Here is a 25,352-nt window from a genome sequence, read left to right as displayed (position 1 = left end):
GTGTAATTATTAGCGAGGTTGCTTCGTTCCTCGCAATGACAAACTGGACGTTAAAACTAAGGACTAATAACTAGGGACTAAGGACTACAGTGCTTTATAACTCACCTTATATTCCACATTCGGCTTAACAATCAACTGATATTTATTCTTTTCTAATTCCGTAATCGTTCCAGAGTTTGTTTTGGGTTTGCTGGCACTTTTAAAAATTAATTTTCCTTCACCTTCGCCTGCTTTTATCTTAATTTCTTTAGTACTGCAATACACGGCAACTTCTCCGTTTGGTGTTGGGACTTTTCCTTCCATCCATTGTAAACCTCCCAAATTTGGTTTGATTTCATATTCTGAATAACCTGGAGCGTTTGGTTTTACACCTAAATAATATTTTCCTAACAAATAAATTGGACTTGCTCCCCACGCGTGGCAAAGGCTTTTCCCGTAAGGGCGACCATACATTGTTAAGTGCTCTGCTCCTTTTTTCTTCGGATTGTATTCTTCCCAGAAAGATGTTGCGCCTTCATTCAACATTCCACCCCAATACTCTTTCATTTCTTTTAAAACGTAATCCTGTTCGTCCATAGCGCACAAAGCTTCCAATTCGTAAAAACGCATATATGGCGTTGTGATTTGAAGAACATCTTTATTCAGCAACACTTTATTTTTTACACTTTGTTTTTGATCTTCAGTAAAATAATTGAAGAAAATACCGAACATATTCGCATATCGGGTTACAATATTTTGCATTTTTCCGTCAATACGCTGGTGTTTCATGACGTTTTCTTTTTTATCCCAAAACACATCAAATAATTTTGCTTTCAAATCAGCTGATAATTTTTCATACTGTTTTTGATCTTCATTCTCATTTGCAATTTTAGCACTGACGGCCATCGCTTCTAAACTTCTTGCCAAAAGCATTTGCTCAAAACTAACTTCACCGGTTTTTGGCAATCCGTCTGCCCAGTCAATGAAAACCCAATCGCCTTCTAATGGTTCGAGGAATCCGTTTTTATTTCTTCTTTCTAAACAGAAATCCATCAGCGATTTCATTCTTGGATAAAAAGTTTTAATGAATTTCGTATCGCCTGTATGCAAGTAGTAATCGTAAACACCTACAAACCAATACAGCGAATAATCCATTATGATGTTTACGTGAGCCGTCACAGGGTCTTTGCCACGAAGAGCAATCATCGTTCTTTCAACAGAAGGCGAATCAAAGAACAAATAATAATTCATCAAATAACTTTGATACGCATCGCCAGACCAAACCCAGCGGTCACGTTTGATTCCGTCAATAAAAAATTCTCGTGACGTTAAATGCATCGTGTAAGCCGACACATCCCAAATTTTATTCAATAATTGATCTGAAGATTTGAATGCGCCACGATAATCTAGTGGCAGATATTCGTAAAGCATCGAAATCGAATCGTATTTTACGCCTGCATCAGCCTGTACTTGAACATAGCGGAATGCTTTTGAACCATCGTGTGTATAGGTTTCTGGCTGTTTTCCGTCAAAAGACAAATGGTCTAAGGTTTCGCATTTGGCAGAATCCAGCGCTTCTTCGCGAGATTCTCCGTAATAAAGCGCTACTTTGCCTTTTCCTTTTAAACCGTGAATTTTAATGTAACCGAAAGTTTCTTTTCCAAAATCTACCAAATCTCCATTTCCATTTTTCTCTGTTTTTTTTGCGAATAAAGGTTTGGTTGTCAGTTTAAACTCCGAAGGTTTAGTTTTTGGAGAATCAAAATTCCAAGAACCAACAGGAATCCAAGGCGTACCAGATTGCTGTGCTTTTCCTGCTTCGTCAATCCAAAGTTTATCTTCGTTGGTTACTTTCCATGAAGCATCAGATTTAACATAATTACCTTCAATATAGATTGCAGGCAATACTTCCTGATTGTAAACTTTAAATGAAATTTTATGTTTTCCGGCCGGAACTGTTATTGATTTTGGCTGTCCATAAATTTGAACGCCGTCTAAAAGTAATTGAAAAGGCCCTTCAGAGTAAATTTTCACCTCGTCTGGTTTTGGAATATCTACTTCTGTCTGAAAAGTTACTAAAGCATAAGGACTATAATATTGCCAAAGCGGAGGAAAAACTGCTTCACGTTCTGTACGTCTTACCTGCATTTTATTGCTCAACCAAACTTCAAAATCTCCTGGATACCAGATCCATGTCGCTTTTTTTTGCTTTTCCTGCGCCAATACTAGCGAGCAAGAAAAAAGAATGGCAAAAAGAAATATAATCTTAAAAATGGAAGGGCGGTTTAGCATAGTAAGTTTATTTTGGGACTAAAGATAAGTGTTATTATCACATTTCACAACCTGCACTATCCTGCTATTTCATAAAAAACAGTAATCTTTGATAATTTTTTAAGGGAAAAATTACGAGTTATCACTTTTTTAGTATTAAAAAAAATGATGTTACAATTTTTATGGGACGCAGATGACACGGATTTTTAAATTTTTAAACACATAGAATCATAGACTTATCTGTGTGTAAAAAGTCGTTTCACTTGTTTAAACACACATAGCTATGTGTTAATGACTAAGTCATTTTCAATATTCTCTATTTAGTCAAGTAAATAAAAATCTATGTTTTTATGTGTTTAAAAATAAAATCTGCACAAATCAGCGTCTTCGCGGTAGCGAATCCGTTTTATCCGCGTTCAATTATGCAGAAATTTTATCCTCGTTTTCATCTTCCAAAATATAATTAGAAGGTGTTTTTCCTAAATGTTTTTTGAACATAAAAATAAAGGCACTTGGAGTTTCGTAGCCTAAATTGAGTGCAATTTCTTTAATGGATTGTTTTTCGCCTAATCTTTTAATGGCTTCAAGCAACTTCAAACGAGTACGCCAATCGCTGAAATTCATTCCTAATTCTTTGATAAACAAACGAGATAAAGTTCTCGTGCTCATAAAAGAGAGTTCAGCATAATAATCTATGGTTTGTTTGCTTGCGACATCATTCATTAGAAGCTCGACAACTTTTTGAAGTCTTTCATCGTTTGTTGTGGGCAAAAATGTTGCACTTGGCACAATCAAAGCCAATTCATCTAGGAAAACGTCTATTACTCTTCTTTGTGAAGCTTCTAGATTTCCTTCTGTTCCAAATGTGATGATTTTAAAAACTAATTGTTTTAAAAACATCGGAATATCAAAGGAGAAACTATTAATTGGTAAACCTTTAGTAACCGAAGGATCTATAAAAACACTGTAGTAATTTACGTCTTTCTGAAACGTAACCTGATGTTCTACTCCACCCGGAATCCACAAACCTTGCAACGGATTCACCACCCAAATATTATTGCCTACGACAACATTCATCACACCGCGAGTTGCGTATATCAACTGCCCGCGTGGATGAGCATGCGAAATACAGGTTTCATAATTCACTGTTTCTGTGTATCCTAAAACAGGAATTGACGGATCTATCTGAAATCCGTAATCTTGAGCCACCCTAAATGTCCGAATCTGATTATTCATTGTCCAAATATAGCAATTTTGACATTGTTATTTATTTCAATTTTGTAAAAAATTAGTGCCACTATTATTTTCCAAACAAATATTAATCTAAAAATAACTCATGGAAACCGTTAAAGTACAACCAGAAGTCATTAAAAAAACAACTTATTCAATCTTATTTATAATCAGCTTTTCGCATTTAATTAATGATCTTTTACAAGCTGTAGTTCCTTCAATTTATCCGCTCATTAAAGACAATTTTGGTTTGAGTTTTACCCAAATCGGAATCATCACACTTACGTATCAAATGGTTGCTTCAATCCTTCAGCCGTTTGTGGGAATGTTTACTGATAAAAATTCTAAACCGTATTCGCTGATTATCGGAATGTGTTTTACAATGGTCGGATTATTTCTGGTTTCAATTTCAACAAGTTTTGTCTTTCTATTATTATCAGTAAGTTTAATCGGAATCGGATCTTCTATTTTTCATCCTGAATCTTCTCGTGTGGCGCATTTGGCATCAGGTGGAAAAAAAGGATTGGCACAGTCTATTTTTCAATTAGGAGGAAATGCTGGAAGCGCCATCGGACCGTTATTAGCTGCTTTTATCATTATTCCGCACGGACAATCTTATGTGGCTTGGTTTTGTATAATTGCTTTGGTCGGAATTTTTGCTTTGTATAAAATTGCGATTTGGTACACTGAACACCTTTCTGAAAGAATGGCTAACAAATCGGCACATAAAATCGAAACGCATCATTTGTCTAAAAACCGTGTCATTGCATCTTTAGCTATTTTATTGGTTCTTATTTTCTCTAAATACTTCTACATGAGCAGTATTACGAGTTATTACACTTTCTTTTTGATTGATAAATTCCATATCTCAATTCAGCAGTCGCAAGTATATTTATTCTTGTTTTCTGGTGCCGTTGCAGCAGGAACTTTAATTGGTGGACCTATTGGTGATCGTTTCGGAAGAAAATACGTAATCTGGGTTTCTATTTTGGGTGTTGCGCCGTTTACATTAATGCTACCTTATGTTTCTCTTTTCTGGGTTGGAACCTTATCTGTAATCATCGGATTGATCCTTTCTTCGGCTTTCTCTGCGATTTTGGTTTACGCAACAGAATTACTTCCAGGTAAAGTGGGTCTTGTAGCCGGTCTTTTCTTCGGATTTGCTTTCGGAATGGGCGGATTGGGTTCTGCTATTCTAGGAAAAATTGCCGATGCAACGAGTATAGAATATGTATTTAGAATCTGTGCATTTCTACCGTTGATTGGTGTAATTACTGGATTCTTGCCGAATATTGAAGGTCGTAAAAAGGCTTAAATTTTATGTTGCCACGAAGGTGCTAAGGCGCAAAGTTTTTTTTAAAGTTGAATTGCGTCCAGCTTTAGCTGGATGAGAAAATAATTTTAAAGTCATAGGCTTTAACCAAACTGTAAGTAGTGCGGCTAAAGCCTTTTTCTATACTTGCTTTATACCTCCAGTTAAAACTGGAGGCAATTCATAAAATCTTTTGTGTCTTGGTGCCTTCGTGGCAAACTTTATATTCTTTTTGTGGAACATTAATTCGTAACATAAAATTCTTACATTTTATTTTCAATTCTCTAAATTTTTTACGATATTAGCAAGAGAATTCATAAAAAAACTTCACTATCGATATCCGCCTATGAGCATCCTAATATAAGCCCAAGTAACTAGTTCGTTTTTTGAATTATTTTTCTAAAACACCTAATCTATTAATTTAACCAAAAAATTTATGGAAAAAACTACATTCACTAAAGCAAAACAATTATTAGGAAACTGGCTGCCACAGGATCCGCAAATTATCGAAAATTGGACATTAAAATTAAAGGAATTTACCAAAAAAAATCCAACGCCACTTATTCCTGAAATTGTCGAATTTCAAAATATGGTATATTCAGACCCCGTTTTGTATGCAAATGTGCAGGGAATGTTTGCCGAAGCACATTTTTTAAAACAAAGTACTCCCTTACCTTGGGAACCGGAGCCTGTGACTTTTGAAGATTTTCTTGTTTTACTAAACGGAATCATGCAAACCGCTCCTGAGGCTTATCAAACTGGTGCTCCTGGAAATCAATCGCCTGCGGGTATGATTGGTTTTCCTATTAATGCACTTCTAGCCTGGCCAATGGCAACCAATTTTGGATATGATGTTTTTTCAAATGCATTGGTGAATCAGCAGTTGAAGAAAATATTAAACTACTGGTCTAAATTTTTAGTTTCGGAAGATTCCAGATATGTTTTAATCGAAAATGATCCTTCAGAAAACGTAATTGCATGGCTGAGCGACTTAGCACAATCTGAAATGATGGAAGTCGCTAAAGGAGCTTTGGGCTTAGAACCGAATCCTATTCCTGCCAGCGCTACATTTTCTGATGTTTTTCAGTCCAATCCTTCCGATCCCTATTATGGATTCAAAAGCTGGGATGATTTTTTCACCAGATTGTTTTGTGCAAATGTACGCCCTGTTACTGCGCCAAATGATGACTCGATTATTGTAAATGCCTGTGAGTCGGCACCTTTGCAAGTGGCTAAAAATGTAGCTTTATCAGATCAGTTTTGGTTAAAAGGACAGCCGTATTCGTTAGAAAACATGCTGAATTTTGATGAATTAACGCCACAATTTGCTGGTGGAACAGTTTATCAGGCTTTTTTGAGCGCCTTGAGCTACCACCGCTGGCACAGTCCTGTAAACGGTAGAATCGTAAAAACGGCTATTGTAAATGGGACTTATTATTTAGAAAATCTATATCAGGGTTTTTACAATCCACAAGGACCTGATTCTAGCGCACCCAACAATTCTCAAGCGTTTTTAACAGCAGTTGCCACCAGAGCCCTTATTTTTATTGAGGCCGATAATCCCGCTATTGGACTTATGTGTGTAATGCCTGTGGGAATGGCGGAGGTTTCTAGTTGTGAAATAACTGTAAAAACCGGCGATATTGTAAAAAAGGGAGATCAACTAGGAATGTTTCATTTTGGAGGTTCAACACATTGTTTATTTTTTAGACCAGGTGTTAATTTAGAATTCAGCAATTATGAAAACCCAGGTTTGGAGGCTCCTAATAATATTCGTGTAAACACGCAAATTTTTAAAGTGCTGTAAATTATTCTCAGGAAATAATTCTCTATATAAATAAAAAAACACATAACGTTCTTTTGAATGTTATGTGTTTTTTATTTTAGAATATAGCCTATTTCAATCGTGGGTACGCAATGCAAATCCTCAACGATATGTACCTACGGTTGAAACCGTGGGCTATGTATACTAAAAACGGTAGCAACTGTTTCGCGTTGGTGTACTAATGAAGTTCAGCCTACTGTTGAAACACTTTATGAAATTTCTAAATATTTAAAGGTTTATGTTGGGGGTTGTTGGTTTCTACGAAATAAAAAAAACGCTTTCATATTGGAAAACGTTTTCTATAATTCAAAATTTTATAAGTTTAAGATAAAACTAAATCATCGCTTGTTAATTTTACTTTTGGTTTTCCCAATTTTATTACAGCTTCTTGTACTTTAGTCTGGTCTTCTTTTGAAAGAAATACAGGTATTAAAACTGCTATTTCAATTTTCAACAATCTATTTATAACAATTAAATCTCTCAAAGTAAATGGTTTAATTCCATTTATAAGTTCAGACATATAAGTTTTGCTTTTATGACCTAAAATTAAAGCCAGATTTTCCTGTGTTAATTCAAGTTCTTTAAGTTTCTTTCTTATTATTTGTTTCCTGTTTTCAAGAAATAATCTTTCTAATTCTGCTATACGTTCAGATTTATCGCTTTCTAAAATCTTTTGATCATCAATTTTATCGACATCACTCCATTCAGCATTTTCATACTTCTCAATTATCTCACGAAGCTTCGATCTCACGTTTTTAAAGTAGACGTTGTCTTTTGCTAAAAGCCTTAGTTTCCGATCAGAAATAAGAGCTCTTTCATAATCCAATTCGTTTGTAATTATACCTTTTTCTATTAATTTTTCTATATCAAAATGCGTTTTCATTATTCTATATAGCTATTTTTTCGTAACCATTTTTCAATAGTCGTTTTGTTATTTTTAAATGTCGATTCGTATTCCTGATGCGTTCCTGCCCAAACAATTGTAGCTTCTCCATCATCATCAAACTCAATCAATATAAGTGTTCTGTGAATATTAATATTAAAGAAATAAAAACCTTCATTGTGCACACAGTCTGCATCATTTCTAATTTCGCTAAGATTATCTTTTTCAGGATTAAACTTTTCTAAATCAGCAATTAACTTGTCGATTTCGTCGCATAACTTTTTATTGCCTATGTTTTTCTTTTTAATTTTTAAAATTGTCTTTTTCCCAATAATCCTCATAATTCCAGCTTAGCAAAGATAATTAAAAGTTCTTATATAAACCGAACTTTAAATTTGTAGTTCATTTTCAAATTCATTCGAAGATTCTATTTTTTAAATAAAAAAGACAATCTTCTGTAAAAACAAACTTACAAATTATTTTTAAAAATTAACACGTATTTACTTTCTTATTTTTTCAAACAAACATAAAAAAAACGCTTTCGTCTATAGAAAGCGTTTGTAAAATATAAAAAATGAATCTCTTTAATTCCCATTAAAAACCAAATACAAAACAAAAATCACCACTCCCAATAACCCGAACAACAACTTCACTTTTTTACTTGTTTTTGGAATATCGGTTTCATCAGAAAAATTGGTTTCAGGATTTTTATCTAATAGCGAAATAGCGATTGCGGTTACGGTTAAAACAGCAAAAATGTAAAACGAAATCAATAAAAAGTGAGGCCAAACCGGATATTCATCGGCAGGAAAAATCCACAGGTACAAAACCCCAACAAACAAACTAAACGCCGAACCCCACGATAAAGTAAAGTTTACGGCTTTTTTGGTCGTGCGTTTCCAAAAAACACTCAATAAAAACACCACAGACAGCGAAGGCGCCAAAAAGCCTAAGACCGCTTGGAAAATATTGAACAAATTCTGCCCTTTAATATTATCTATCGCAACCGCCATTAAAATTGCGAACAAACATCCAGCTGCAATCGTAATTCGGCCAATCTTAATCTGGTCTTTTATTGTCGCCGTTGGATTGATTTTCTTTACATAAATATCATTCGTAAAAACGGCGCTCAAAGCATTTAGCGAAGAACCAATTGTTCCCACCAAAACGGCAATCATAACACAGATTACCAAACCGTTCATTCCGCTTGGAAAAAGATTGGTAACCATCGTCATATAAGCCAAATCGGAGTTTTTGCCCAATTCGGGATATAAAACATAACACAAAATTCCAGGCAGAATAAACAACGGAAGCGCCATTACTTTCAGCCATCCGATGAAGTTTACGCCCAATTGTCCCTGTTCTAAATTTTTAGCTCCCAAAACACTCTGCACCATCGATTGATCGGTACAGAAAAAGGCAACAGCAGCTACAGGATATCCAAGCAAAATGGCTGGCCACGGATAACTCGCATCATCCGCAGGACGAACTAAATTCCAAAAATTAGAAGGTGTTTTGGAAAGTAAAACGTCGATTCCGCCTACTTTCTGCAATCCTAAATAAGAAAGCGTCAACGAAACGACAATTAATAAAATCATTTGAAAAACGTTTACTTTCGCAATCGCTTTTAATCCGCCTGCAAAAGTGAAAATTCCAGAGAAAATCACTAAAACGGTAACGCTCTGCCACATCGGAATTCCCAGAATCTGACGCACTAAAACGCCTCCGCTGAATAATCCTAGAGAAAGCCAGCTTACGAGAATTTTTACTAAAGCGTACCAAGCCAGAATATTCTGAGTGCTGTCGCCGTAGCGTTTTCCCATATACTCCGGCATCGTGCTGACTTTACTCGCAATATATCGCGGTGCAAAAACCATCGCCAAAAGCAGTAAAAACACAAAAGCATACCATTCGAAATTTCCGGCTACGATTCCCGTTGCGTAACCAATACTCGCAAAAGCCAGCAATGACGACGGACCAACATTGGTTCCCCACATATTAAACCCGATATTGTACCAGTTTAGGGAGTTTCCAGCCAGAAAAAGCGTTTCATTTTTCTTGCTCTGCTTCACGCTTACTATGTATCCAATGACCAATAAAGTCACCAGATAAACCGCTACTATAATAAAATCGAGCGTGGTTAATTTATCGTAGATGCTGTTCATAGTCCGTATTCGTTAAGAATATCGGCAATTTTAACCGGCATTCCTGTTTGTAACGTTTTATCCATTGCCTGCAGTAAAGCCACGGTTCCAATTCCTTCTTCCATATCTGGATAAGCGGTAAAACCCTGTTCGATACTGTCTACGAAATATTCTAAATAATTCTGATATTCTCCGCCGTGGTGGCTCTGTCCTTCAAAACGGAAATAATATTTTAAAGTGCTATCGCCCCAAGTAATTACTTTTTCTTCGCCCGTTTTATCCGTAACCGCATAACGCAATTCGTGATAATCGGCCTGACTTGCGCCTTCTGTCGCTCTCAAAATCGTACTCATTCCGCTGTCGCGTTGCGCAGGTTGGGTCGGCGATGTATAGACTCCGCTCACACGTGCAATTCTGCCGTCGGTTGCTTTGAAAATAAAGTGCATCGTATCTTCATTTTTCAATCCAGCTGATTGTCCGTTACTGCTGATCATTCCGTAACCCATTACTTCCTGAATGTTCGGAAGATACCATCTGATGAAATCTACAGGATGACTCAAACCTCCGTACAGCCATTTAAACGATTGTAATAAAGACCATTCTTTCTTTAAAAACCATCTGTGATCGGCGTGGTATTGAGCTTCAATCGTAATTAAATCGCCAATTAATCCTGCTTCGTAATCGGCTCTTTGTCTTTTGGCTGGTTCGAAGAAACGAGAACTTTGTCCGATGAAAACTTTCTTTCCTGTTGATTTACTTAATTCTAACAATTCTTTAGCATCCGAAAGATCATCGATAAAGGGTTTGGTGCAAACGACATGTTTTCCGTGCAATAAAGCTTGTTTAACATGATTTGCATGCAAATGATCAGGCGTATAAATGGCGATAATATCAATTGATTCATCATTTAGTAAATCATCGTAATTGGTAGTGTACGAATGAAAATCGAATTCTTTTGCTCTTTGCTTGCACAATTCTTCGTTTCGGTCGCATACTTTTACAAGTTCCAGTTTTGAACTTTCGATAGCGGCCGACATTGTGCTTCGTCCTTCTCCAAGTCCCAGAATGGCTATTTTTAACATGGGTGGTTATTTATTTTAGATTGTTGATGTTAGATTTTAGATTTTTTTTTAGCCACGAATTCACGAATTTTCTATTGAAATACTTTATCTAATATTATTCGAATTAATTCGAAAAAATAATCGCAAAGATTTTAAAAAGAAAATTCGTGAATTCGTGGCTATCTTTCTCTTATTTAGTTTCTACTTTATTTAAGAAAATCCAGGTTTCGTCTGATTTTGTGCCATCGATTCCGGTTTGGTATTTTTTCATTAAAGCATTCCAATCGTCTACTCGCGGATTATTTTGCGTTGTTTTCGGATTTAGTTTATCCAGATTTTCACCTTTCGGAATACTGATAACTAAGATTAATTGTCGGTCTTTTTTGAAAACCTGCAACTGCTGAAAATCGGCGTTACAGAAACCTTTGGCAACTTCTGGCCATTTTTCGAATTGCGTTTTGTGATACTCTACATATTCTTTCTGCAGTTTTTCATCCGAAGGAAGATTTGCTGTTAAAACAATATTTTCCCAATCAGATGCCGGCTTCGAATCTTTACATCTTTCGAAGTTTTGGAAATCGTAAACCAGATCTTCATAAATTTTTATTTCTAAAGAAGGAAAAGCTCCCGCCAGTTTTCGCTTCGTTCTTTCTGGCTGATTCATTTTTCCGTAAATCACCAAATGATTTTTCCATTGGTAGAATTCCTGACCTACAATTCTGAATCCAACCAAAGTCGATTTGATTTTTTCGATGTCGAAGTCACTTCCAATTAATTCGATCGCATACGGTTTTGGCATTTCCTGCAATCCCCATTTTTCATCGATTACAATTTCTTTTTCTAAATCCTTGTAAGGCGCGCGAATTCCCGCTGCATCTTTAATTTTTGTACTTACATACGGGTCGTTATGTTCCCAGATATTTCCTTTTGGACCATTATGGTTTTTAAGGATTTTCTTTTCGGCAATCCAGTTGTTTTTAATCGTAAAACCTTCCGAACCTTCATCGGTATACAAATACAGCCATAAAAACGGATCGTGTGCATAGGGACTGTTGTAAACCTTGTCGATATAATTTTCTTCAATTCGGCTACCAGGCTGTGCCGAAAGCGTGTAAATTCCCGCTACATCATGAAGATGTTTGGCATAATGATGAATTTTATTCGCCAGAATTTTATTGTTCTGCATCACGTTTGGCGTATGCGTCCAACCCCAACCCATCGAAATCCCAGAATACGAAACGTCCGAAATCTCATTGTGCTCAATTGTAAGGTTTCGCACAAAACCTGCGGCGATTCCTAAAGTTCCCCAATCTTCATTGGTTACGTTGGTTATTAAATTATCAGCAATTACTTCATCCGAACACATTTCTCTTTCATCTTTTATGATTAAAGGCAAATGCGCTTCAAAAGGCTCTTCGGAGAAAATACCAACATTAATCGCGCTTCCTCCAATGTCTTTAAATAAATTTCCTTTTACCGTATTATGATTCGTTCCTTTGTTTAAATCCAAACCTGTCGAAGCCAAATGCTCAAAACGGCACGACTCAAACTGAATATTATTAGAATAATTAACTTCAACCGCCGCTCGAGGTCTTCCTACCCAAGCTTGATTTTCTAAATTCGCCTGATTTGGAGTTCCAGGCTGTTTCAATTTATAAGCATCCAAAAGATACAATCCTGCCTGCAAAGGTACGTGACCTTGTTGCGAAGGGCGGAGCCAGTTGCTGTACTGAAACGAAATTCCTTTAAAATTAAAATGATGAACAGGAGAATCAATTGTTCCTTTTACTTCAACCAAACTTTCTAAAATCGGAGCGGTAACTTTTACTGAATTAATCTCTTCTCCTACTCTAGGAATATAATAGATCTTAGCATTTTTCTTGTCTAAAAACCATTCTCCAGGCTCGTTTAAAAGTGAAAAAGAATTGTTTAAGAAATAAGCCGAATTTCCATTATTTTTAGAAATCCACGGTGCTGGCCACGGATGTTCGCTCTGAATACGGCTTTCTGGTTCTTCAAACGACAATTTTGCACTGTCTTTTTGTATTTCGATATTTTTGATACGCAAGTTGGCATTCGACCACCATTGTACGATAAACATTTCCATTCCCGGTTCAAACTTTACCGATTTATCTTTAAACGGAATCCAGCAGGTTTGCTCTTCGTGATTCCAAGACAGAATGCGTTCCATTGAAGTTCCGGCCGTATTTTTGGCTCTTACGGCTTTTTTGCCATTTACCCATAATTGTCTGTAATCAATTAAAGTTCCTGCTTTTTTAGGAGCGTCGGCCACCCAGACAGCACCTTTTTTAAGTCCGTTGATAATGGTCGTAGATTTTGTCCAGTTTTTGATTTCGATTCCACCGCTAATAATTGGTTTTGCGTTTGCATCGGCTACAATTGTTGTTGGACTATCGGGAGTTCCAGAATCTTCTGGTCTTACAAATAGTGGTTCGTTTAAATAATACGTTCCGTCCATTACTATAATTCTGATTCCGTCTTTTACAGATGGATCTTTTAATCGGCGGAGTTCTCTGGCTTTTCGCATCGCCATGTGAACCGTAGCCAACGGACTTTCTTTTGTTCCCGAGTTTTTGTCATTCCCTTTCGGGGAAACCCATATTTCGGCCGCATTTATCGAAAACGTAACGCAGAGGATTAAACAGAAGGTCAGGATTTTAGTAAATTTATTCAAACGCATTATTTAATATTTTGATTTTTTTCTGGGTAAAAAATTATTGGGCAGTCAATTTTAAGTAGATATAATTTACAAATAAATGTATTTTTAACACTTTTACCAAATAATTCGTCCAATTTACTTGAACATAAAGTTATATGTATCCTGTACCCTCCTGTTTTGGTTGTTTTTAAACCATATAAGTCATGTAAGTTTATTTTAAAGCTCTGTAGTTGATTAATCTCGCAAAGTCGCTAAGGCGCAAAGGTTATTCTCATTTTTTGTCATTTCGAGGAACGAGAAATCTCCGCTTGAAACTCTACAAAGATTGGAGATTCAGCTTGTCGAGCTACTTGTGAAGATTTCTCCTTCGTCGAAATGATAAACAGTACTTAAGAACTGAGAAAAACAATTAAAAACTTTAAATTGAACTTAAATGACTTATATGGTTCAAAACTTTCACCACAATTCTATTTTCTAAACTTTTTTTAATAGATTTGTGTAATCGATTACATTTAACTATTGTTATTTTTGTGAGAAGTAATTTTTCAGATCTATAAAAATAACACCAAAATTTTACTAACAATGAAAACCAACCGAATCAATCTTTTTTCTCTTGCAATGGCAATTATGCTTTGCCTGGGGTCAAAAAATGTAAATGCTCAAAGCGCACCTTACGATACTTATGCCAATGTTGAATTCAAAATGCCGAAAGTTAACGAACCTGTTATTCCTGCTAATACCGTAAATCTAAAAGATTTTGGAGCGGTAAACGGCGGTTACGTTTTGAATACCAAAGCTTTTGCAGATGCTATTGAAGCACTTTCGAAAAAAGGCGGTGGTAAATTGATCATTCCACCTGGAATCTGGTTAACAGGTCCGATTATTTTAAAAAGCAATATTGAACTGCATGCACAAACGGGAGCTTTGATTAAATTTTCTACAGACAAAACGTTATACCCAATTATAGAAACGAGTTTTGAAGGTTTGAATACTTGGCGTTGTATCTCTCCTATTTATGGGAAAAATTTAGAAAATGTTGCTTTTACAGGAAATGGCGTTTGGGATGGTTCTGGTGAAGCTTGGAGACAGGTTAAAAAGAGTAAATTGACTGACGAACAATGGAAGAAATTTGTAGCTTCGGGCGGTGTTTTAAATGAAAAGAAAGACAGCTGGTATCCTTCTGAACAATATATGAAAGGCGCGAAAGGTGCCGATCAGAATGTACGTCATGATTTAAAAACAAAAGAAGATTTTGAAGCGATTCACGATTTTCTTCGTCCTGTTTTGGTGAGTATTCAGAATAGTAAAAGAGTGCTGTTTGATGGTCCTGTTTTTCAAAATTCGCCAGCTTGGAATCTTCATCCGTTGTTAATTGAAGATTTAATTGTTCGAAATGTAACGGTCCGTAATCCGTGGTTTTCTCAAAATGGCGACGGACTGGATGTAGAATCTTGCAAAAATGTAATTATCGAAAACTCTAGTTTTGATGTAGGTGACGATGCCATCTGCATTAAATCGGGAAAAGATAAAGATGGACGCGATCGTGGCGTTGCCTGCGAAAATATTATTGTAAAAAATAATATCGTCTATCATGGGCACGGCGGTGTTACAGTGGGAAGTGAAATGTCGGGCGGTGTAAAAAACCTGCACGTTTCCAATTGTACTTTTATGGGAACTGATGTTGGTCTTCGTTTCAAAAGTACGCGTGGACGTGGCGGTGTGGTCGAAAATATCTTTATTTCAGATGTTTTTATGACGGATATTCCGTCTCAGGCAATTTCGTTTGATTTGTATTACGGCGGAAAATCGATCGCTGAAACACTTGCTGAAGGAGGAAATACAGTTACAACAAAATTAGTTCCTGTAAACGAAGAAACGCCTCAGTTTAAAAACATTTCAATCAAGAACGTTACGATTAAAGGCGCACAGCAAGCGGTATTTTTACAAGGTCTTCCTGAAATGAATTTGGAAAATATTGAGATTTCAAACCTGATTGCGAAATCTCAAAAAGGTTTTTCTATTATTGATGCAAATGGAATTAAAATCAGCAATGCGCAATTGGATATTGAAGCTAAAAATGCATTCGAAATTTATAATGTTCAAAATCTTTCTTTGAAAAAAGTAGAATTTAATCCTGGTTCATCAAATGCGATAACTATTGATGGTGCAACAACTAAAAATATCGATTTGAGTGGTTTATCTAAAACTACTACTATTGGAAAAGATGTTCCTAAGAAAGCGGTTAAGTTTTAATTTTTTTTTTGAAACATATAAGTTATTTAAGTTCAATTTAGCTGGATGTTAAATAGTTCTCGCAAAGACGCCAAGTCGCAAAGTTTTTTATTCTTAGCGACTTGGCGTCTTTTTTTTACGAAATTCTTTATCAAACATAGCCCGAGGTTTCAACCTTGGGTACGTAACGTAACCACCATGCGTTCCCACGGTTGGAACCGTGGGCTATGTTTAAAATTTAGGATAGAATTTCCACAATTTTGTCATTTCGCTAAAAAGTCCCTAATAATAGCAAGGCAAATCACAGTTTAACCGCAAAAAATATCAAAACTTTGCGACTTGGCTCCCGATAGCTATCAGGATTGCGAGAATTCAGCTAAACTGAACTTATATATCTTATATGGTTTAAATCTTTAGCTTATAAAACGCAGTAGCATTCTCAAACCAAATTTTATTCTGATCTTCAACAGAAAACTTCGAGATATAATTTTCTAATGTTTTTACAACTTCGTTATAATCCGAAGCCACATTTAGAACCGGCCAGTCTGATCCGTACATCAATTTATCTGTTGAGAAGTTATCGAAAATAACTTCCAGATATGGTTTTAAATCTTCTGGTTTCCAATTTTTCCAGTCGGCTTCTGTGACCATTCCTGAGATTTTACACCAAACGTTATCGCATTTTGCAATTTCTTCGATGCCTCTTTTCCATGAATCGATATCGCCTGATTTGATGTCTGGTTTTGCAATATGATCGATTACAAATCTTTGGTTCGGAAAATCTTTTACAAGACTTATCGCCGCTGGCAATTGACGATGGAAAATTAATATATCGTAAGTATAATCGAATGCTTTTAAAGCTGCAATTCCGTTACGGAATTCGGTTCCGTACATGAAATCATCTGGTTCGCCCTGAACGACATGTCTGAAACCTTTCAGCGTATTATAATTCGAATAAAAACTTAGACGGCCTTGAATATTTTCAGCTCGTAAATCGATCCAGCCGACAACGCCTTTTATAAAATCATTTTTGGAAGCCAAATCCAATAAAAAATTGGTTTCTTCTTCTGATTGACTTGCCTGTACGGCAACACAACCTTCAAACTGATTTTCTTTCAATAACGGCTCTAAATCTTCTGGAAAAAAATCTCTCTGAATTACAGCCATCGTTTCGTCAATCCAGCTGTCGCGAACGGGGTCAAACTTCCAAAAATGCTGATGTGAATCTATTCTTTTACTCATAATTTCTTAGTTAACATCGCTAATTAATGCGCGGTCTAAATGTACGTAACCTCCATCCACAAAAACAAATTGTCCTGTAGTGTGCGATGATTTTTCTGAAATAATGAAAAGCGCCGTATCCGCAATTTCTTCTGTTTTTGTCATTCTGCCTTCAAATGGAATACTTTTATTGATTTTCTTTAAAACGTTTTCTCCGTCTTCCAATGTTTTAATCCAATCTTCGTAGGCTGGCGTGTAACTTTCGGCAATAATAATGGCATTCGAACGAATTCCAAACTGAATCAAATCTACAGCCCATTCTCTTGTTAATCCTAAAACGCCACCTTTCGCAGCAGCGTAACCAGAAGTGCCACCCTGCCCCGTTAAAGCCACTTTTGAACCAATATTTAAAATATTTCCTTTTGATTCTTTTAAATATGGAAGCGAATATTTAGCTAAAAGAAAATAACTTGCCACATTCAGTTTCAAAGAATTCATGAAATCTTCGTAGCTTGAATCTAATCCTGCGCCGTCGTTTACTCCAACATTGTTAATGATAGCATCAATTCTTCCATATTTTGCAGCAATTACTTTCACCGCGTTTTCCATTGCAACAGGATCTGTCACATCGGTTTGAACAAATAACGAATTAACACCTCTATTTTGAAGTTTTTCCGCGTAAGCGAAACCTCTAGCATTTCGATCAACCAAAACAGGAATCGCGCCTTCGTCTGCTAAACGGTTAATGATCGTTTCTCCGATACTGCCTTCTTTTCCAGCCGAACCAGAAACGACAACTATTTTATCTTTTAAGTTTAAATTCATTTCTTTCTTAGTTTTAAATTTAAATTTTTAAACACATAGAAACATAGTTTTGGATTGTGTCAAAAGGCGTTTCACTTGTCCCAATTCACATAGCTATGTGTGAGAAACTAGTTTCTTTCAATTACCTTTAGTAAATAAAAAATCTATGTCTCTATGTGTTTAATTTTCCTCTCATTTTTGTCATCCTGACGAAGGAAGGATCTCCGCAAGGAACTCCGCAAAGATTGTCGATTTAGATTGTCGAGCTACTTGTGGAGATCCTTCCTTCGTCAGGATGACAAACTGTGGACAAAAATCTTTATTTGTATCCCTATTCTATCTCAATCAACGCCTTGATCACATTGTTTTTAGGATCAGTAAGATTCTTAAAATCAGTAATCATTTCGTCAAAACTTGTTCTGTGCGTGATGTATTTTTTCGGATCGATTTTTCCTTCTTTCAGGCATTTCATTACATATTCAAAATCTTCAATTGTTGCATTTCGGCTGCTCATTAAAGTCGATTCTCTTTTGTGGAAATCAGGATGACTGAAACTCAATTCTCCTTTTTGAAGTCCAACCAAAACAAATCTTCCGCCATGCGAAATATAATTGAAAGCGCTATTCATTACTTTCTGATTTCCAGTCGCATCAATAACCACGTTTGCCATGTCCCCATTTGTTAATTCAGCCAATTTCGCAGCAACATCATCGTTTAATGGATTAATAGTTTCGTCAGCATTTAATTCCGTTTTGCAGAAATTCAAACGATAATCGTTGATATCCATTACGATCACTTTTGCTCCTGCAATTTTAGCAAACTGAATCAAACCAATTCCGATTGGTCCTGCTCCCATTACCAAAACCGTATCGGTTGATTTTACTGCCGCTCTTCTCACGCCGTGCGCTGCAATTGCTAGAGGTTCTACCAATGCCAATTCATCATAATCCAAACCTTGTCCGTGCAGTAAATATTGTTCCGGAATCGAAACATATTCGGCCATTCCGCCATCAATATGTACTCCAAAAACTTTGATATTCACGCAGCAATTTGTCAATCCGTTACGGCATGCCACACATTTTCCACAGTTAAAATACGGAATAAAAGTGACTTTATCACCTGGTTTAAAACCTTCTGCATTTCCTTTTACATATTCAGCAGCCAATTCGTGCCCTAAAATTCTAGGATATTCAAAATACGGCTGCGTTCCGCCAAAAGCGTGAATATCAGTTCCGCAGATTCCGATTCTTTTAATTTTCAATAAAACCTCACCTTCTTTTGGTTCTGGAATAGCCGTTTCTTTTAGTAGAAATTCCTGTGGTTTTTCGCAAACAATATATTTCATTTGTTGATTTTTAGTTAATTCCTTTGGCGTAATTTGTAAATTTTATTTAACATAGAAACATAGTTCTTGATTACGCACAAGGCGTTTCACTTTGCATTAATAAACATAGGTTATGTGTTAAAAGCATGCTTTTTTCAAACTCCCTAAAAAAACAGCTATAAAAATCTATGTTTCTATGTGTTAAAATTTATTACACCTAAGACGTTTATAATTATTTTTTATAAGCAACAGCTTTCTGTTTGCTCGTTCCTAAACCTTCAATTCCAAGTTCGATAACATCTCCAGCTTTAATATAAATTGGATCTGGTTTGATTCCTAAACCAACTCCCGGAGGCGTTCCTGTACTAATAATATCACCCGGAAGCAAAGTCATAAACTGGCTTAAATAATGCACCAAATAAGGTATTTTGAAAACTAAATTTAGCGTATTGCTATCCTGATATTTTTTACCATTTACCGTCAGCCACATTTTCAAATTGTCAACATCGGAAACTTCATCTTTGGTTGCCAAAAATGGTCCAAGAGGCGCAAAAGTGTCGCTTCCTTTTCCTTTTGCCCATTGTCCGCCACGCTCCAACTGAAAAGCTCTTTCGCTATAATCATTCAACAAAGCATAACCCGCAACATAATCTAAAGCTTCAGCTTCTTCGACATAACTTGCTTTTTTTCCTACTACAAAAGCCAATTCTACTTCCCAATCGGTTTTTTCACTGTTTTTAGGAATGATCAAATCATCATCTGGACCGCACAAAGAAGTTGTCGATTTAAAAAAGATTATAGGTTCGGTCGGAATCAGGGCATTGGTTTCTTTACAGTGATCCACATAATTCAATCCAATGCAAATAATTTTTGAAGGCCTTGCAACAGGCGATCCCAAACGTACCGAAGCGTCTACTTCTGGCAGAGACGGATTATTTTCTAATGTTTTTTGTAATTTTTCCAGCCCATTCTCTTCAAAGAAACTTTCATTAAAATCGGTTACAATCGAAGAAACATCAAATCTTTTTTCTCCGATAATAATACCCGGTTTTTCTTTTCCGATTTCTCCAAAACGTATTAATTTCATAATCGTATATTTTTAGTTGTTAGTTTATATATTTAGAGGGTTGAAAGCCATCCAATCTTTATTTTTCGTGAATCTTCCAGCATTTACCAATTTTAAATTCGCTAAAAAAAGGAATCAAAAATAATAAATGTAAAAAATACAATTACAAAAATACTTTTTCTAAATTAATAACCGCGATCTATTTTATTTTTCTGCTCTTAAAATAGTCATCGTTCAAAATTTTATAACATTTTTTATACGGTTTGTAAAAATTAACAGCCTAAATAACCTTTTCAGCAAAAAAGAATAGTTAATAAACACGGGATTTCTTGCTCATTTCAATCTTATTTCTACTTTTGTAATTGTATTTTTTACATTTATTATTTCCAACTAACATTCACTACCCAAAATCCCTATAAAATGATAAAATTAAAAGGCATAACTTGGAACCATACAAGAGGTTTGCTTCCAATGGTTGCCACATCGCAGCGTTTTACAGAGTTACATCCAGAAATTGAAATTTCTTGGGAGAAAAGAAGTTTACAAGAATTTGCCGATGCTTCGATTGAAGATCTTGCTAAAAGATTTGATTTATTGGTAATCGACCATCCTTGGACTGGATTTGGAGCACAGACTAAAGCAATTCTTCCGTTATCCGATTATTTATCAGCAGATTATATTAAAGATCAAGAACGCAATACCGTTGGAAAGTCTTACGGTAGTTACGTTTTTCACAATAAATTATGGGCATTGCCTATTGATGCTGCAACTCCTGTAGCATCTGCAAGATTAGATATTTTAGAAAAAAACAATCTAGAAGTGCCAAAAACTTATGAAGATTTATTGGCTTTGGCGAAAAAAGGCTTGGTAGCTTTTGCTGGAATTCCAGTTGATGTTTTGATGAGTTTCTACATGTTTTGCTGCAGTTTGGGAGAAGCTCCTTTCCTTTCTGAAGAAAAAGTTATTTCTGAAACTACAGGAAAAAAAGCGCTTCAAATGTTTAGAGAATTAGCGCAGTTAATTGATCCTAAAAACTTTAACAGAAATCCAATTCAAGTTTATGAAGCAATGGTGAATTCAAACGAAATCGCTTACTGCCCTTTTGCCTACGGATATTCTAATTATTCGAGAGTTGGCTACAGCAAAAATCTATTGCACTTTTTTGATTTGGTGAGTTTAAATGACAAACCTATGATTTCTTCGCTTGGCGGAACTGGTTTAGCGGTTTCATCTTTCAGTCAGCATATTGGCGAAGCGATTCGTTATGCTGATTTTACAGGATCTTCTGAAGTTCAGCAGAATTTATATACCGACAACGGCGGTCAGCCAGGACATTTGGAAGCTTGGAAAAGTGACCGATTAAATGACTTAACTCACGATTATTTCAAAAACACATTGCCAACTTTACAGCGCGCGTTTTTACGTCCGAGATATTATGGACATATGTATTTTCAAGATCACGCCGGAGATGTTGTCCGCAATTATTTAATGTACGGTGGAGATGAAGATAAAGTTCTAGAAGAAATGAACGGACTTTATGCAGAATCTCTAAAAATTCAGACAATATGAGACCTTTAGAAGGACTAATTGTTCTGGAATTCTGCCAGTTTTTGGCGGGACCTTCAGCCGGATTAAAATTGGCTGATTTAGGCGCACGCGTGATTAAAATCGAACGTCCAGTAAAAGGTGAAGCTTGCAGACAATTGAGCATTAAAGATTTGTTTGTAGACGACAGCAGTCTGCTTTTTCATACGATTAACAGAAATAAAGAATCTTTTGCAGCCGATTTAAAAAACCCAGACGATTTGGTTTTAATAAAAAAACTAATCGAAAAGGCTGATATTATGACACATAATTTCAGACCGGGCGTAATGGAAAAAATCGGTTTAGATTTCGAAAATACATTAGCCATTAATCCACAGATTATTTACGGAACGATTACAGGTTACGGCAATGAAGGTCCGTGGGCGAAAAAGCCGGGACAGGATTTATTATTACAATCACTTTCGGGTTTAAGCTGGCTAAGCGGACGCAAAAGTCAGGGACCAGTTCCGTTTGGTTTGGCGGTTGCCGATTTAATGTGCGGAAATCATTTTGTACAAGGAATTTTAGCAGCACTTTTAAAAAGAGCCAAAACCAAAAAAGGCGTTTTGGTCGAAGTAAGTTTGTTAGAATCGATTCTAGACGTTCAGTTTGAAGCGATTACTTCTTTTTTAAACGACGGCGGTCAATTGCCTGAAAGAGGCGATATTAAAGGAAGCGCGCATGCTTTTTTAAGCGCGCCATACGGAGTTTACCAAACGCAGGATGGCTTTTTATCTCTTGCCATGGGTGATCTGATTTTTATTGGAAAAACACTTGGTTTGGATTTAAGTCCATTTGCTGATAAACATTTGTGGTTTGAAAAACGTGATGAAATTAGAACGATTTTAAGCGAAAGAATTCAAACTCAAACGTCTGATTACTGGATTGAAATTTTACAGAAAGAAGGCATTTGGTGCGGCAAAGTTTTCAATTACGAAGAATTGGACAATCAGCCTTTTATTGAGGAATTACAGTTGAAACAAACTGTAAAAAATACAGAAGGTGAAACTTTGGTTACAACCAGAAGTCCGATTCAGTTGGACGGTGAAATTTTACTTAGCGAAAAAGCAGCGCCAAAAGTGGGTCAGGATAATGTAGCAATACATGCAGCCTTTATTCAATAATTCAGTTAAAATTATTTTTTAATTATACTCAAAATGGAAATTAAAATCTGCGATATCTACTTTAATCTGTGCAAATCTGCGTGAAAATCTATTCGCAAAAAGTATTTCACGCAGATTTTAAAAGATTTAGGCAGATCAAATTAGATTTTAAATGTTAATTAAAAACGATTAAACAGATAAAACGGTTAACAAAAAATGAAACCATTAGAAGATTATTTAATTGTAGATTTTAGTCAGTTTCTTTCGGGGCCGTCAGCGAGTTTGCGTCTTGCCGATTTGGGCGCCCGCGTGATAAAAATTGAAAAACCAGGAACGGGAGACATCTGCCGAACCTTATATACTTCAGATTTGATTATGAATGGCGAATCGTCTGTTTTTCATACGATCAACAGAAATAAAGAATCGTTTGCCATTGATTTTAAGCAGCCTGAGGAACTTCAAAAATTAAAAAAATTATTAGCCAAAGCTGATGTTGTCATGCATAATTTCAGACCGGGCGTTATGGAACGCATTGGCTTAAGTTATGAAGAAGTGAAAGCCATAAATCCGAATGTGATTTACGGATCGATTTCTGGTTTTGGAGAACATCCAGATTTGAAAGATTTACCGGGACAAGATTTGCTTTTGCAGTCTTTAACGGCTTTAACTTGGCTGAGCGGCAATCAGGAAGACGGTCCTGTACCAATGGGATTGTCAATTGTAGATATGCTGGCTGGAGCGCATTTGGCACAAGGTATTTTAGCCGCTTTATACCGAAAAGCAACTCACAATATTGGAGCGCAAGTTCAGGTAAGCATGCTAGAATCGGCTTTTGATTTTCAGTTTGAAACGATTACGACATTTTTTAATGACGGAGGCGAATTGCCTGTTCGTACCAAAACCAATAATGCTCATGCCTATTTGGGTGCGCCATACGGAATTTACAAAACTAAAAACGGTTATTTAGCTCTTGCAATGGGTTCAATTCCTGTTTTGGCTTCACTTTTAAAATGTGATGCTTTACTGGCTTTCCCAGAGAATAAATTTACGCTAAGAGACAAAATCAAAAATATTCTTGCCGATCATTTACAAACGCAGGAAACACAATTTTGGCTGGATATTTTAGAACCTGCAGACATTTGGTGTGCGGGAGTTTTAAACTATCAGCAGCTTTTTGCAGAGGACGGATTTAAAGTTCTGAATTTCACTCAACAAGTAGAAATGCTTGACGGTTATACGTATAAAACTACACGCTGTCCGATAAAAATTGACGGCGAATATCTGACTTCTGGAAAAGGTTCGCCGAAACTAGGTCAGGACAACGAACGAATTATTAAAGAATTTATAGACTGCTGATGGAAAAAATTAGAATCGCCGTTCGAAAATTCGATCCTTTCGAAAGTACACTTCAAAAGCTTTGGGATGCGTTTTGCCTTCAAAACAATATAAAAATTGAAGCCGAAATGATTCCGATGGAGCTTCATGATTTATATGAAACTACAATCACAAAAAAGGGTTTAAAAGAAGGAAAATGGGATATTGCACACCTTAATACCGATTGGATTTTTGATGCTGTACATGAAAAAGCTGTTCTAGATTTATATTCCTTTATTTCCCAAAATCCGCCTGAAAATTATCCGCACGGCTGGCACAAATCGCTTTTGCATTTACAAAAAATTGATAATGGAACGTACGGACTTCCATTTCATGATGGGCCAGAATGTCTGATTTACAGAAAAGATTTATTCGAAAACGAAACGGAAAAAGAGAATTTTAAAAAGCAGTTTGGTTACGAACTTTCGACGCCAAAAACTTGGAAGGAATTTCAAGAAATTGCAACTTTCTTTAATCGACCAGAAGAAAATCTTTACGGCTGTATTTTTGCCAATTATCCAGACGGACATAATATGGTTTTTGACTTCTGTCTGCAGTTATGGACGCGCGGAGGTTCTTTAATCAATAATAAAAACCAGATTTCAATTAATAGTCAAGCAGCAATTGAAGCTTTAGATTTTTATCGAAAAATTGTGAATGACGCAAATGCTGTCCATCCGAAATCAAAAGATTTTGGTTCTGTTGAAGCAGGTTTGGCTTTCGCCGAAGGGCAAGCGACAATGGCGATCAACTGGTTTGGATTTGCTTCGATGACAGAAGTGATTGAAGAATCGAAAGTAAAAGGAAAAATTGATATTACTTCCCTCCCGTCCGATCCTGGTCATAAAACGGCTTCACTAAATGTATATTGGTTATATACTATTGGTACAGGAAGCAAACACAAAAAACTGGCTTATGACTTTTTACGATTTGCAACAACTGCTGAAAGCGATAAATTATTGACTACTGAAGGCGGAATCGGTTGTAGAAAATCAACTTGGAAAGACGAGGAAATTAATACTTTAATTCCGTTTTATCATAAACTGGAAATGCTTCACGAAAATGCTTTGACTTTACCACAGACACCAATTTGGCCAAAGGTTTGCGAATTTATCGATCATATGGTTTTAAAAGCGATCAATAGTGATATTCCGTCGGCACAATTATTAGAAGAAACACAAATTAATATTCAAAAAATAGAATAGAAAACTTTGTCAAAGTTTAAAACTTTGACAAAGTCGAAACTAACATAAAAATAT

Annotated in this window: 19 protein-coding genes; 8 read left to right on the top strand and 11 right to left on the bottom strand. The window is 36.0% G+C overall.

Annotated features, from left to right (window positions below):
- Positions 1-84: 84 nt before the first annotated feature.
- Positions 85-2,271 (bottom strand): alpha-L-rhamnosidase-related protein, encoded by a 2,187-nt coding sequence (locus AC3E9W_RS17200; RefSeq protein ID WP_488769300.1) that lies wholly within the window; start codon positions 2,269-2,271, stop codon positions 85-87.
- A 399-nt stretch (positions 2,272-2,670) separates the two neighbouring features.
- Positions 2,671-3,486 (bottom strand): AraC family transcriptional regulator, encoded by an 816-nt coding sequence (locus AC3E9W_RS17195; protein WP_488769299.1) that lies wholly within the window; start codon positions 3,484-3,486, stop codon positions 2,671-2,673.
- Positions 3,487-3,586: 100 nt separating this feature from the next.
- Between AC3E9W_RS17195 and AC3E9W_RS17190 the strand changes: the two genes are divergently transcribed.
- From AC3E9W_RS17190 to AC3E9W_RS17180, 3 genes are all read left to right on the top strand, one after another.
- Entirely contained in the window at positions 3,587-4,795 is a 1,209-nt protein-coding gene (locus tag AC3E9W_RS17190; RefSeq protein WP_488769297.1) for an MFS transporter, read from the top strand.
- Positions 4,796-5,228: 433 nt separating this feature from the next.
- The gene (locus AC3E9W_RS17185; RefSeq protein WP_488769296.1) at positions 5,229-6,599 is read left to right on the top strand and encodes a phophatidylserine decarboxylase associated domain-containing protein; all 1,371 of its coding nucleotides are present in this window, start codon (positions 5,229-5,231) and stop codon (positions 6,597-6,599) included.
- A gap of 159 nt (positions 6,600-6,758) precedes the next feature.
- Positions 6,759-7,016, top strand: coding sequence for a helix-turn-helix domain-containing protein (locus AC3E9W_RS17180; protein ID WP_488769378.1), 258 nt, complete (start codon positions 6,759-6,761; stop codon positions 7,014-7,016).
- Here the strand turns inward: AC3E9W_RS17180 and AC3E9W_RS17175 are convergent.
- The 5 genes from AC3E9W_RS17175 to AC3E9W_RS17155 form a co-directional block, all read right to left on the bottom strand.
- Positions 6,940-7,500, bottom strand: a complete 561-nt coding sequence (locus AC3E9W_RS17175) for a helix-turn-helix domain-containing protein (protein WP_488769295.1) — start codon at positions 7,498-7,500, stop codon at positions 6,940-6,942. The genes AC3E9W_RS17180 and AC3E9W_RS17175 overlap by 77 nt on opposite strands.
- Complete coding sequence (locus tag AC3E9W_RS17170; protein ID WP_306156249.1) at positions 7,500-7,841, bottom strand: type II toxin-antitoxin system HigB family toxin; 342 nt, start codon at positions 7,839-7,841, stop codon at positions 7,500-7,502. The genes AC3E9W_RS17175 and AC3E9W_RS17170 overlap by 1 nt, the downstream gene beginning before the upstream one ends.
- Positions 7,842-8,084: 243 nt before the next feature.
- On the bottom strand, positions 8,085-9,665 hold the full coding sequence (locus AC3E9W_RS17165) for a sodium:solute symporter (RefSeq protein WP_488769294.1): 1,581 nt from the start codon (positions 9,663-9,665) through the stop codon (positions 8,085-8,087).
- Positions 9,662-10,726: a Gfo/Idh/MocA family protein gene (locus AC3E9W_RS17160; protein WP_488769293.1), complete on the bottom strand. Its 1,065-nt coding sequence runs from the start codon at positions 10,724-10,726 to the stop codon at positions 9,662-9,664. Before AC3E9W_RS17160 ends, AC3E9W_RS17165 begins: the two co-directional genes overlap by 4 nt.
- A gap of 169 nt (positions 10,727-10,895) precedes the next feature.
- Positions 10,896-13,406 carry an L-rhamnose mutarotase gene (locus AC3E9W_RS17155; RefSeq protein WP_488769292.1) on the bottom strand — a complete coding sequence of 837 codons (2,511 nt, stop codon included), beginning with the start codon at positions 13,404-13,406 and terminating at the stop codon, positions 10,896-10,898.
- A 561-nt stretch (positions 13,407-13,967) separates the two neighbouring features.
- Here AC3E9W_RS17155 and AC3E9W_RS17150 point away from each other — a divergent pair.
- Entirely contained in the window at positions 13,968-15,638 is a 1,671-nt protein-coding gene (locus tag AC3E9W_RS17150) for a glycoside hydrolase family 28 protein (protein WP_488769291.1), read from the top strand.
- A 384-nt stretch (positions 15,639-16,022) separates the two neighbouring features.
- Here AC3E9W_RS17150 and AC3E9W_RS17145 read toward each other — a convergent pair whose 3' ends face one another.
- The 4 genes from AC3E9W_RS17145 to AC3E9W_RS17130 all read right to left on the bottom strand — a co-directional run bounded on the left by AC3E9W_RS17145 (position 16,023) and on the right by AC3E9W_RS17130 (position 20,053).
- Positions 16,023-16,859, bottom strand: a complete 837-nt coding sequence (locus tag AC3E9W_RS17145; protein WP_488769290.1) for an amidohydrolase family protein — start codon at positions 16,857-16,859, stop codon at positions 16,023-16,025.
- Between the two features lie 6 nt (positions 16,860-16,865).
- Complete coding sequence (locus AC3E9W_RS17140) at positions 16,866-17,663, bottom strand: SDR family oxidoreductase (protein ID WP_488769289.1); 798 nt, start codon at positions 17,661-17,663, stop codon at positions 16,866-16,868.
- Between the two features lie 310 nt (positions 17,664-17,973).
- Complete coding sequence (locus tag AC3E9W_RS17135; RefSeq protein WP_488769288.1) at positions 17,974-18,987, bottom strand: zinc-binding alcohol dehydrogenase family protein; 1,014 nt, start codon at positions 18,985-18,987, stop codon at positions 17,974-17,976.
- Positions 18,988-19,198: 211 nt separating this feature from the next.
- The gene (locus AC3E9W_RS17130) at positions 19,199-20,053 is read right to left on the bottom strand and encodes a fumarylacetoacetate hydrolase family protein (RefSeq protein ID WP_488769287.1); all 855 of its coding nucleotides are present in this window, start codon (positions 20,051-20,053) and stop codon (positions 19,199-19,201) included.
- A gap of 399 nt (positions 20,054-20,452) precedes the next feature.
- Between AC3E9W_RS17130 and AC3E9W_RS17125 the strand changes: the two genes are divergently transcribed.
- The 4 genes from AC3E9W_RS17125 to AC3E9W_RS17110 all read left to right on the top strand — a co-directional run bounded on the left by AC3E9W_RS17125 (position 20,453) and on the right by AC3E9W_RS17110 (position 25,298).
- On the top strand, positions 20,453-21,601 hold the full coding sequence (locus AC3E9W_RS17125) for an ABC transporter substrate-binding protein (protein ID WP_488769286.1): 1,149 nt from the start codon (positions 20,453-20,455) through the stop codon (positions 21,599-21,601).
- On the top strand, positions 21,598-22,740 hold the full coding sequence (locus AC3E9W_RS17120; protein ID WP_488769285.1) for a CaiB/BaiF CoA transferase family protein: 1,143 nt from the start codon (positions 21,598-21,600) through the stop codon (positions 22,738-22,740). The genes AC3E9W_RS17125 and AC3E9W_RS17120 overlap by 4 nt, the downstream gene beginning before the upstream one ends.
- 195 nt (positions 22,741-22,935) lie before the next feature.
- A complete protein-coding gene (locus AC3E9W_RS17115) occupies positions 22,936-24,075 on the top strand; it encodes a CaiB/BaiF CoA transferase family protein (protein ID WP_488769284.1) in 1,140 nt (379 codons plus the stop codon).
- Positions 24,075-25,298, top strand: coding sequence for an extracellular solute-binding protein (locus AC3E9W_RS17110; RefSeq protein WP_488769283.1), 1,224 nt, complete (start codon positions 24,075-24,077; stop codon positions 25,296-25,298). Before AC3E9W_RS17115 ends, AC3E9W_RS17110 begins: the two co-directional genes overlap by 1 nt.
- Positions 25,299-25,352: the final 54 nt, after the last annotated feature.

Source organism: Flavobacterium sp. 38 (assembly GCF_057799715.1).
The sequence above is the reverse complement of the archived record's forward strand: the minus strand, read 5'-3'. Positions and strand labels throughout refer to the sequence as shown.

What these genes read in the sequence shown, in the direction of transcription:
- AC3E9W_RS17190 (WP_488769297.1), top strand. Translation starts at nt 3,587, where the DNA reads ATGGAAACCGTTAAAGTACAACCAGAAGTCATTAAAAAAACAACTTAT.
- AC3E9W_RS17160 (WP_488769293.1), bottom strand. Translation starts at nt 10,726, where the DNA reads ATGTTAAAAATAGCCATTCTGGGACTTGGAGAAGGACGAAGCACAATG.
- AC3E9W_RS17170 (WP_306156249.1), bottom strand. Translation starts at nt 7,841, where the DNA reads ATGAGGATTATTGGGAAAAAGACAATTTTAAAAATTAAAAAGAAAAAC.
- AC3E9W_RS17135 (WP_488769288.1), bottom strand. Translation starts at nt 18,987, where the DNA reads ATGAAATATATTGTTTGCGAAAAACCACAGGAATTTCTACTAAAAGAA.
- AC3E9W_RS17120 (WP_488769285.1), top strand. Translation starts at nt 21,598, where the DNA reads ATGAGACCTTTAGAAGGACTAATTGTTCTGGAATTCTGCCAGTTTTTG.
- AC3E9W_RS17185 (WP_488769296.1), top strand. Translation starts at nt 5,229, where the DNA reads ATGGAAAAAACTACATTCACTAAAGCAAAACAATTATTAGGAAACTGG.
- AC3E9W_RS17130 (WP_488769287.1), bottom strand. Translation starts at nt 20,053, where the DNA reads ATGAAATTAATACGTTTTGGAGAAATCGGAAAAGAAAAACCGGGTATT.
- AC3E9W_RS17140 (WP_488769289.1), bottom strand. Translation starts at nt 17,663, where the DNA reads ATGAATTTAAACTTAAAAGATAAAATAGTTGTCGTTTCTGGTTCGGCT.
- AC3E9W_RS17150 (WP_488769291.1), top strand. Translation starts at nt 13,968, where the DNA reads ATGAAAACCAACCGAATCAATCTTTTTTCTCTTGCAATGGCAATTATG.
- AC3E9W_RS17155 (WP_488769292.1), bottom strand. Translation starts at nt 13,406, where the DNA reads ATGCGTTTGAATAAATTTACTAAAATCCTGACCTTCTGTTTAATCCTC.
- AC3E9W_RS17195 (WP_488769299.1), bottom strand. Translation starts at nt 3,486, where the DNA reads ATGAATAATCAGATTCGGACATTTAGGGTGGCTCAAGATTACGGATTT.
- AC3E9W_RS17110 (WP_488769283.1), top strand. Translation starts at nt 24,075, where the DNA reads ATGGAAAAAATTAGAATCGCCGTTCGAAAATTCGATCCTTTCGAAAGT.
- AC3E9W_RS17200 (WP_488769300.1), bottom strand. Translation starts at nt 2,271, where the DNA reads ATGCTAAACCGCCCTTCCATTTTTAAGATTATATTTCTTTTTGCCATT.
- AC3E9W_RS17175 (WP_488769295.1), bottom strand. Translation starts at nt 7,500, where the DNA reads ATGAAAACGCATTTTGATATAGAAAAATTAATAGAAAAAGGTATAATT.
- AC3E9W_RS17115 (WP_488769284.1), top strand. Translation starts at nt 22,936, where the DNA reads ATGAAACCATTAGAAGATTATTTAATTGTAGATTTTAGTCAGTTTCTT.
- AC3E9W_RS17165 (WP_488769294.1), bottom strand. Translation starts at nt 9,665, where the DNA reads ATGAACAGCATCTACGATAAATTAACCACGCTCGATTTTATTATAGTA.
- AC3E9W_RS17125 (WP_488769286.1), top strand. Translation starts at nt 20,453, where the DNA reads ATGATAAAATTAAAAGGCATAACTTGGAACCATACAAGAGGTTTGCTT.
- AC3E9W_RS17145 (WP_488769290.1), bottom strand. Translation starts at nt 16,859, where the DNA reads ATGAGTAAAAGAATAGATTCACATCAGCATTTTTGGAAGTTTGACCCC.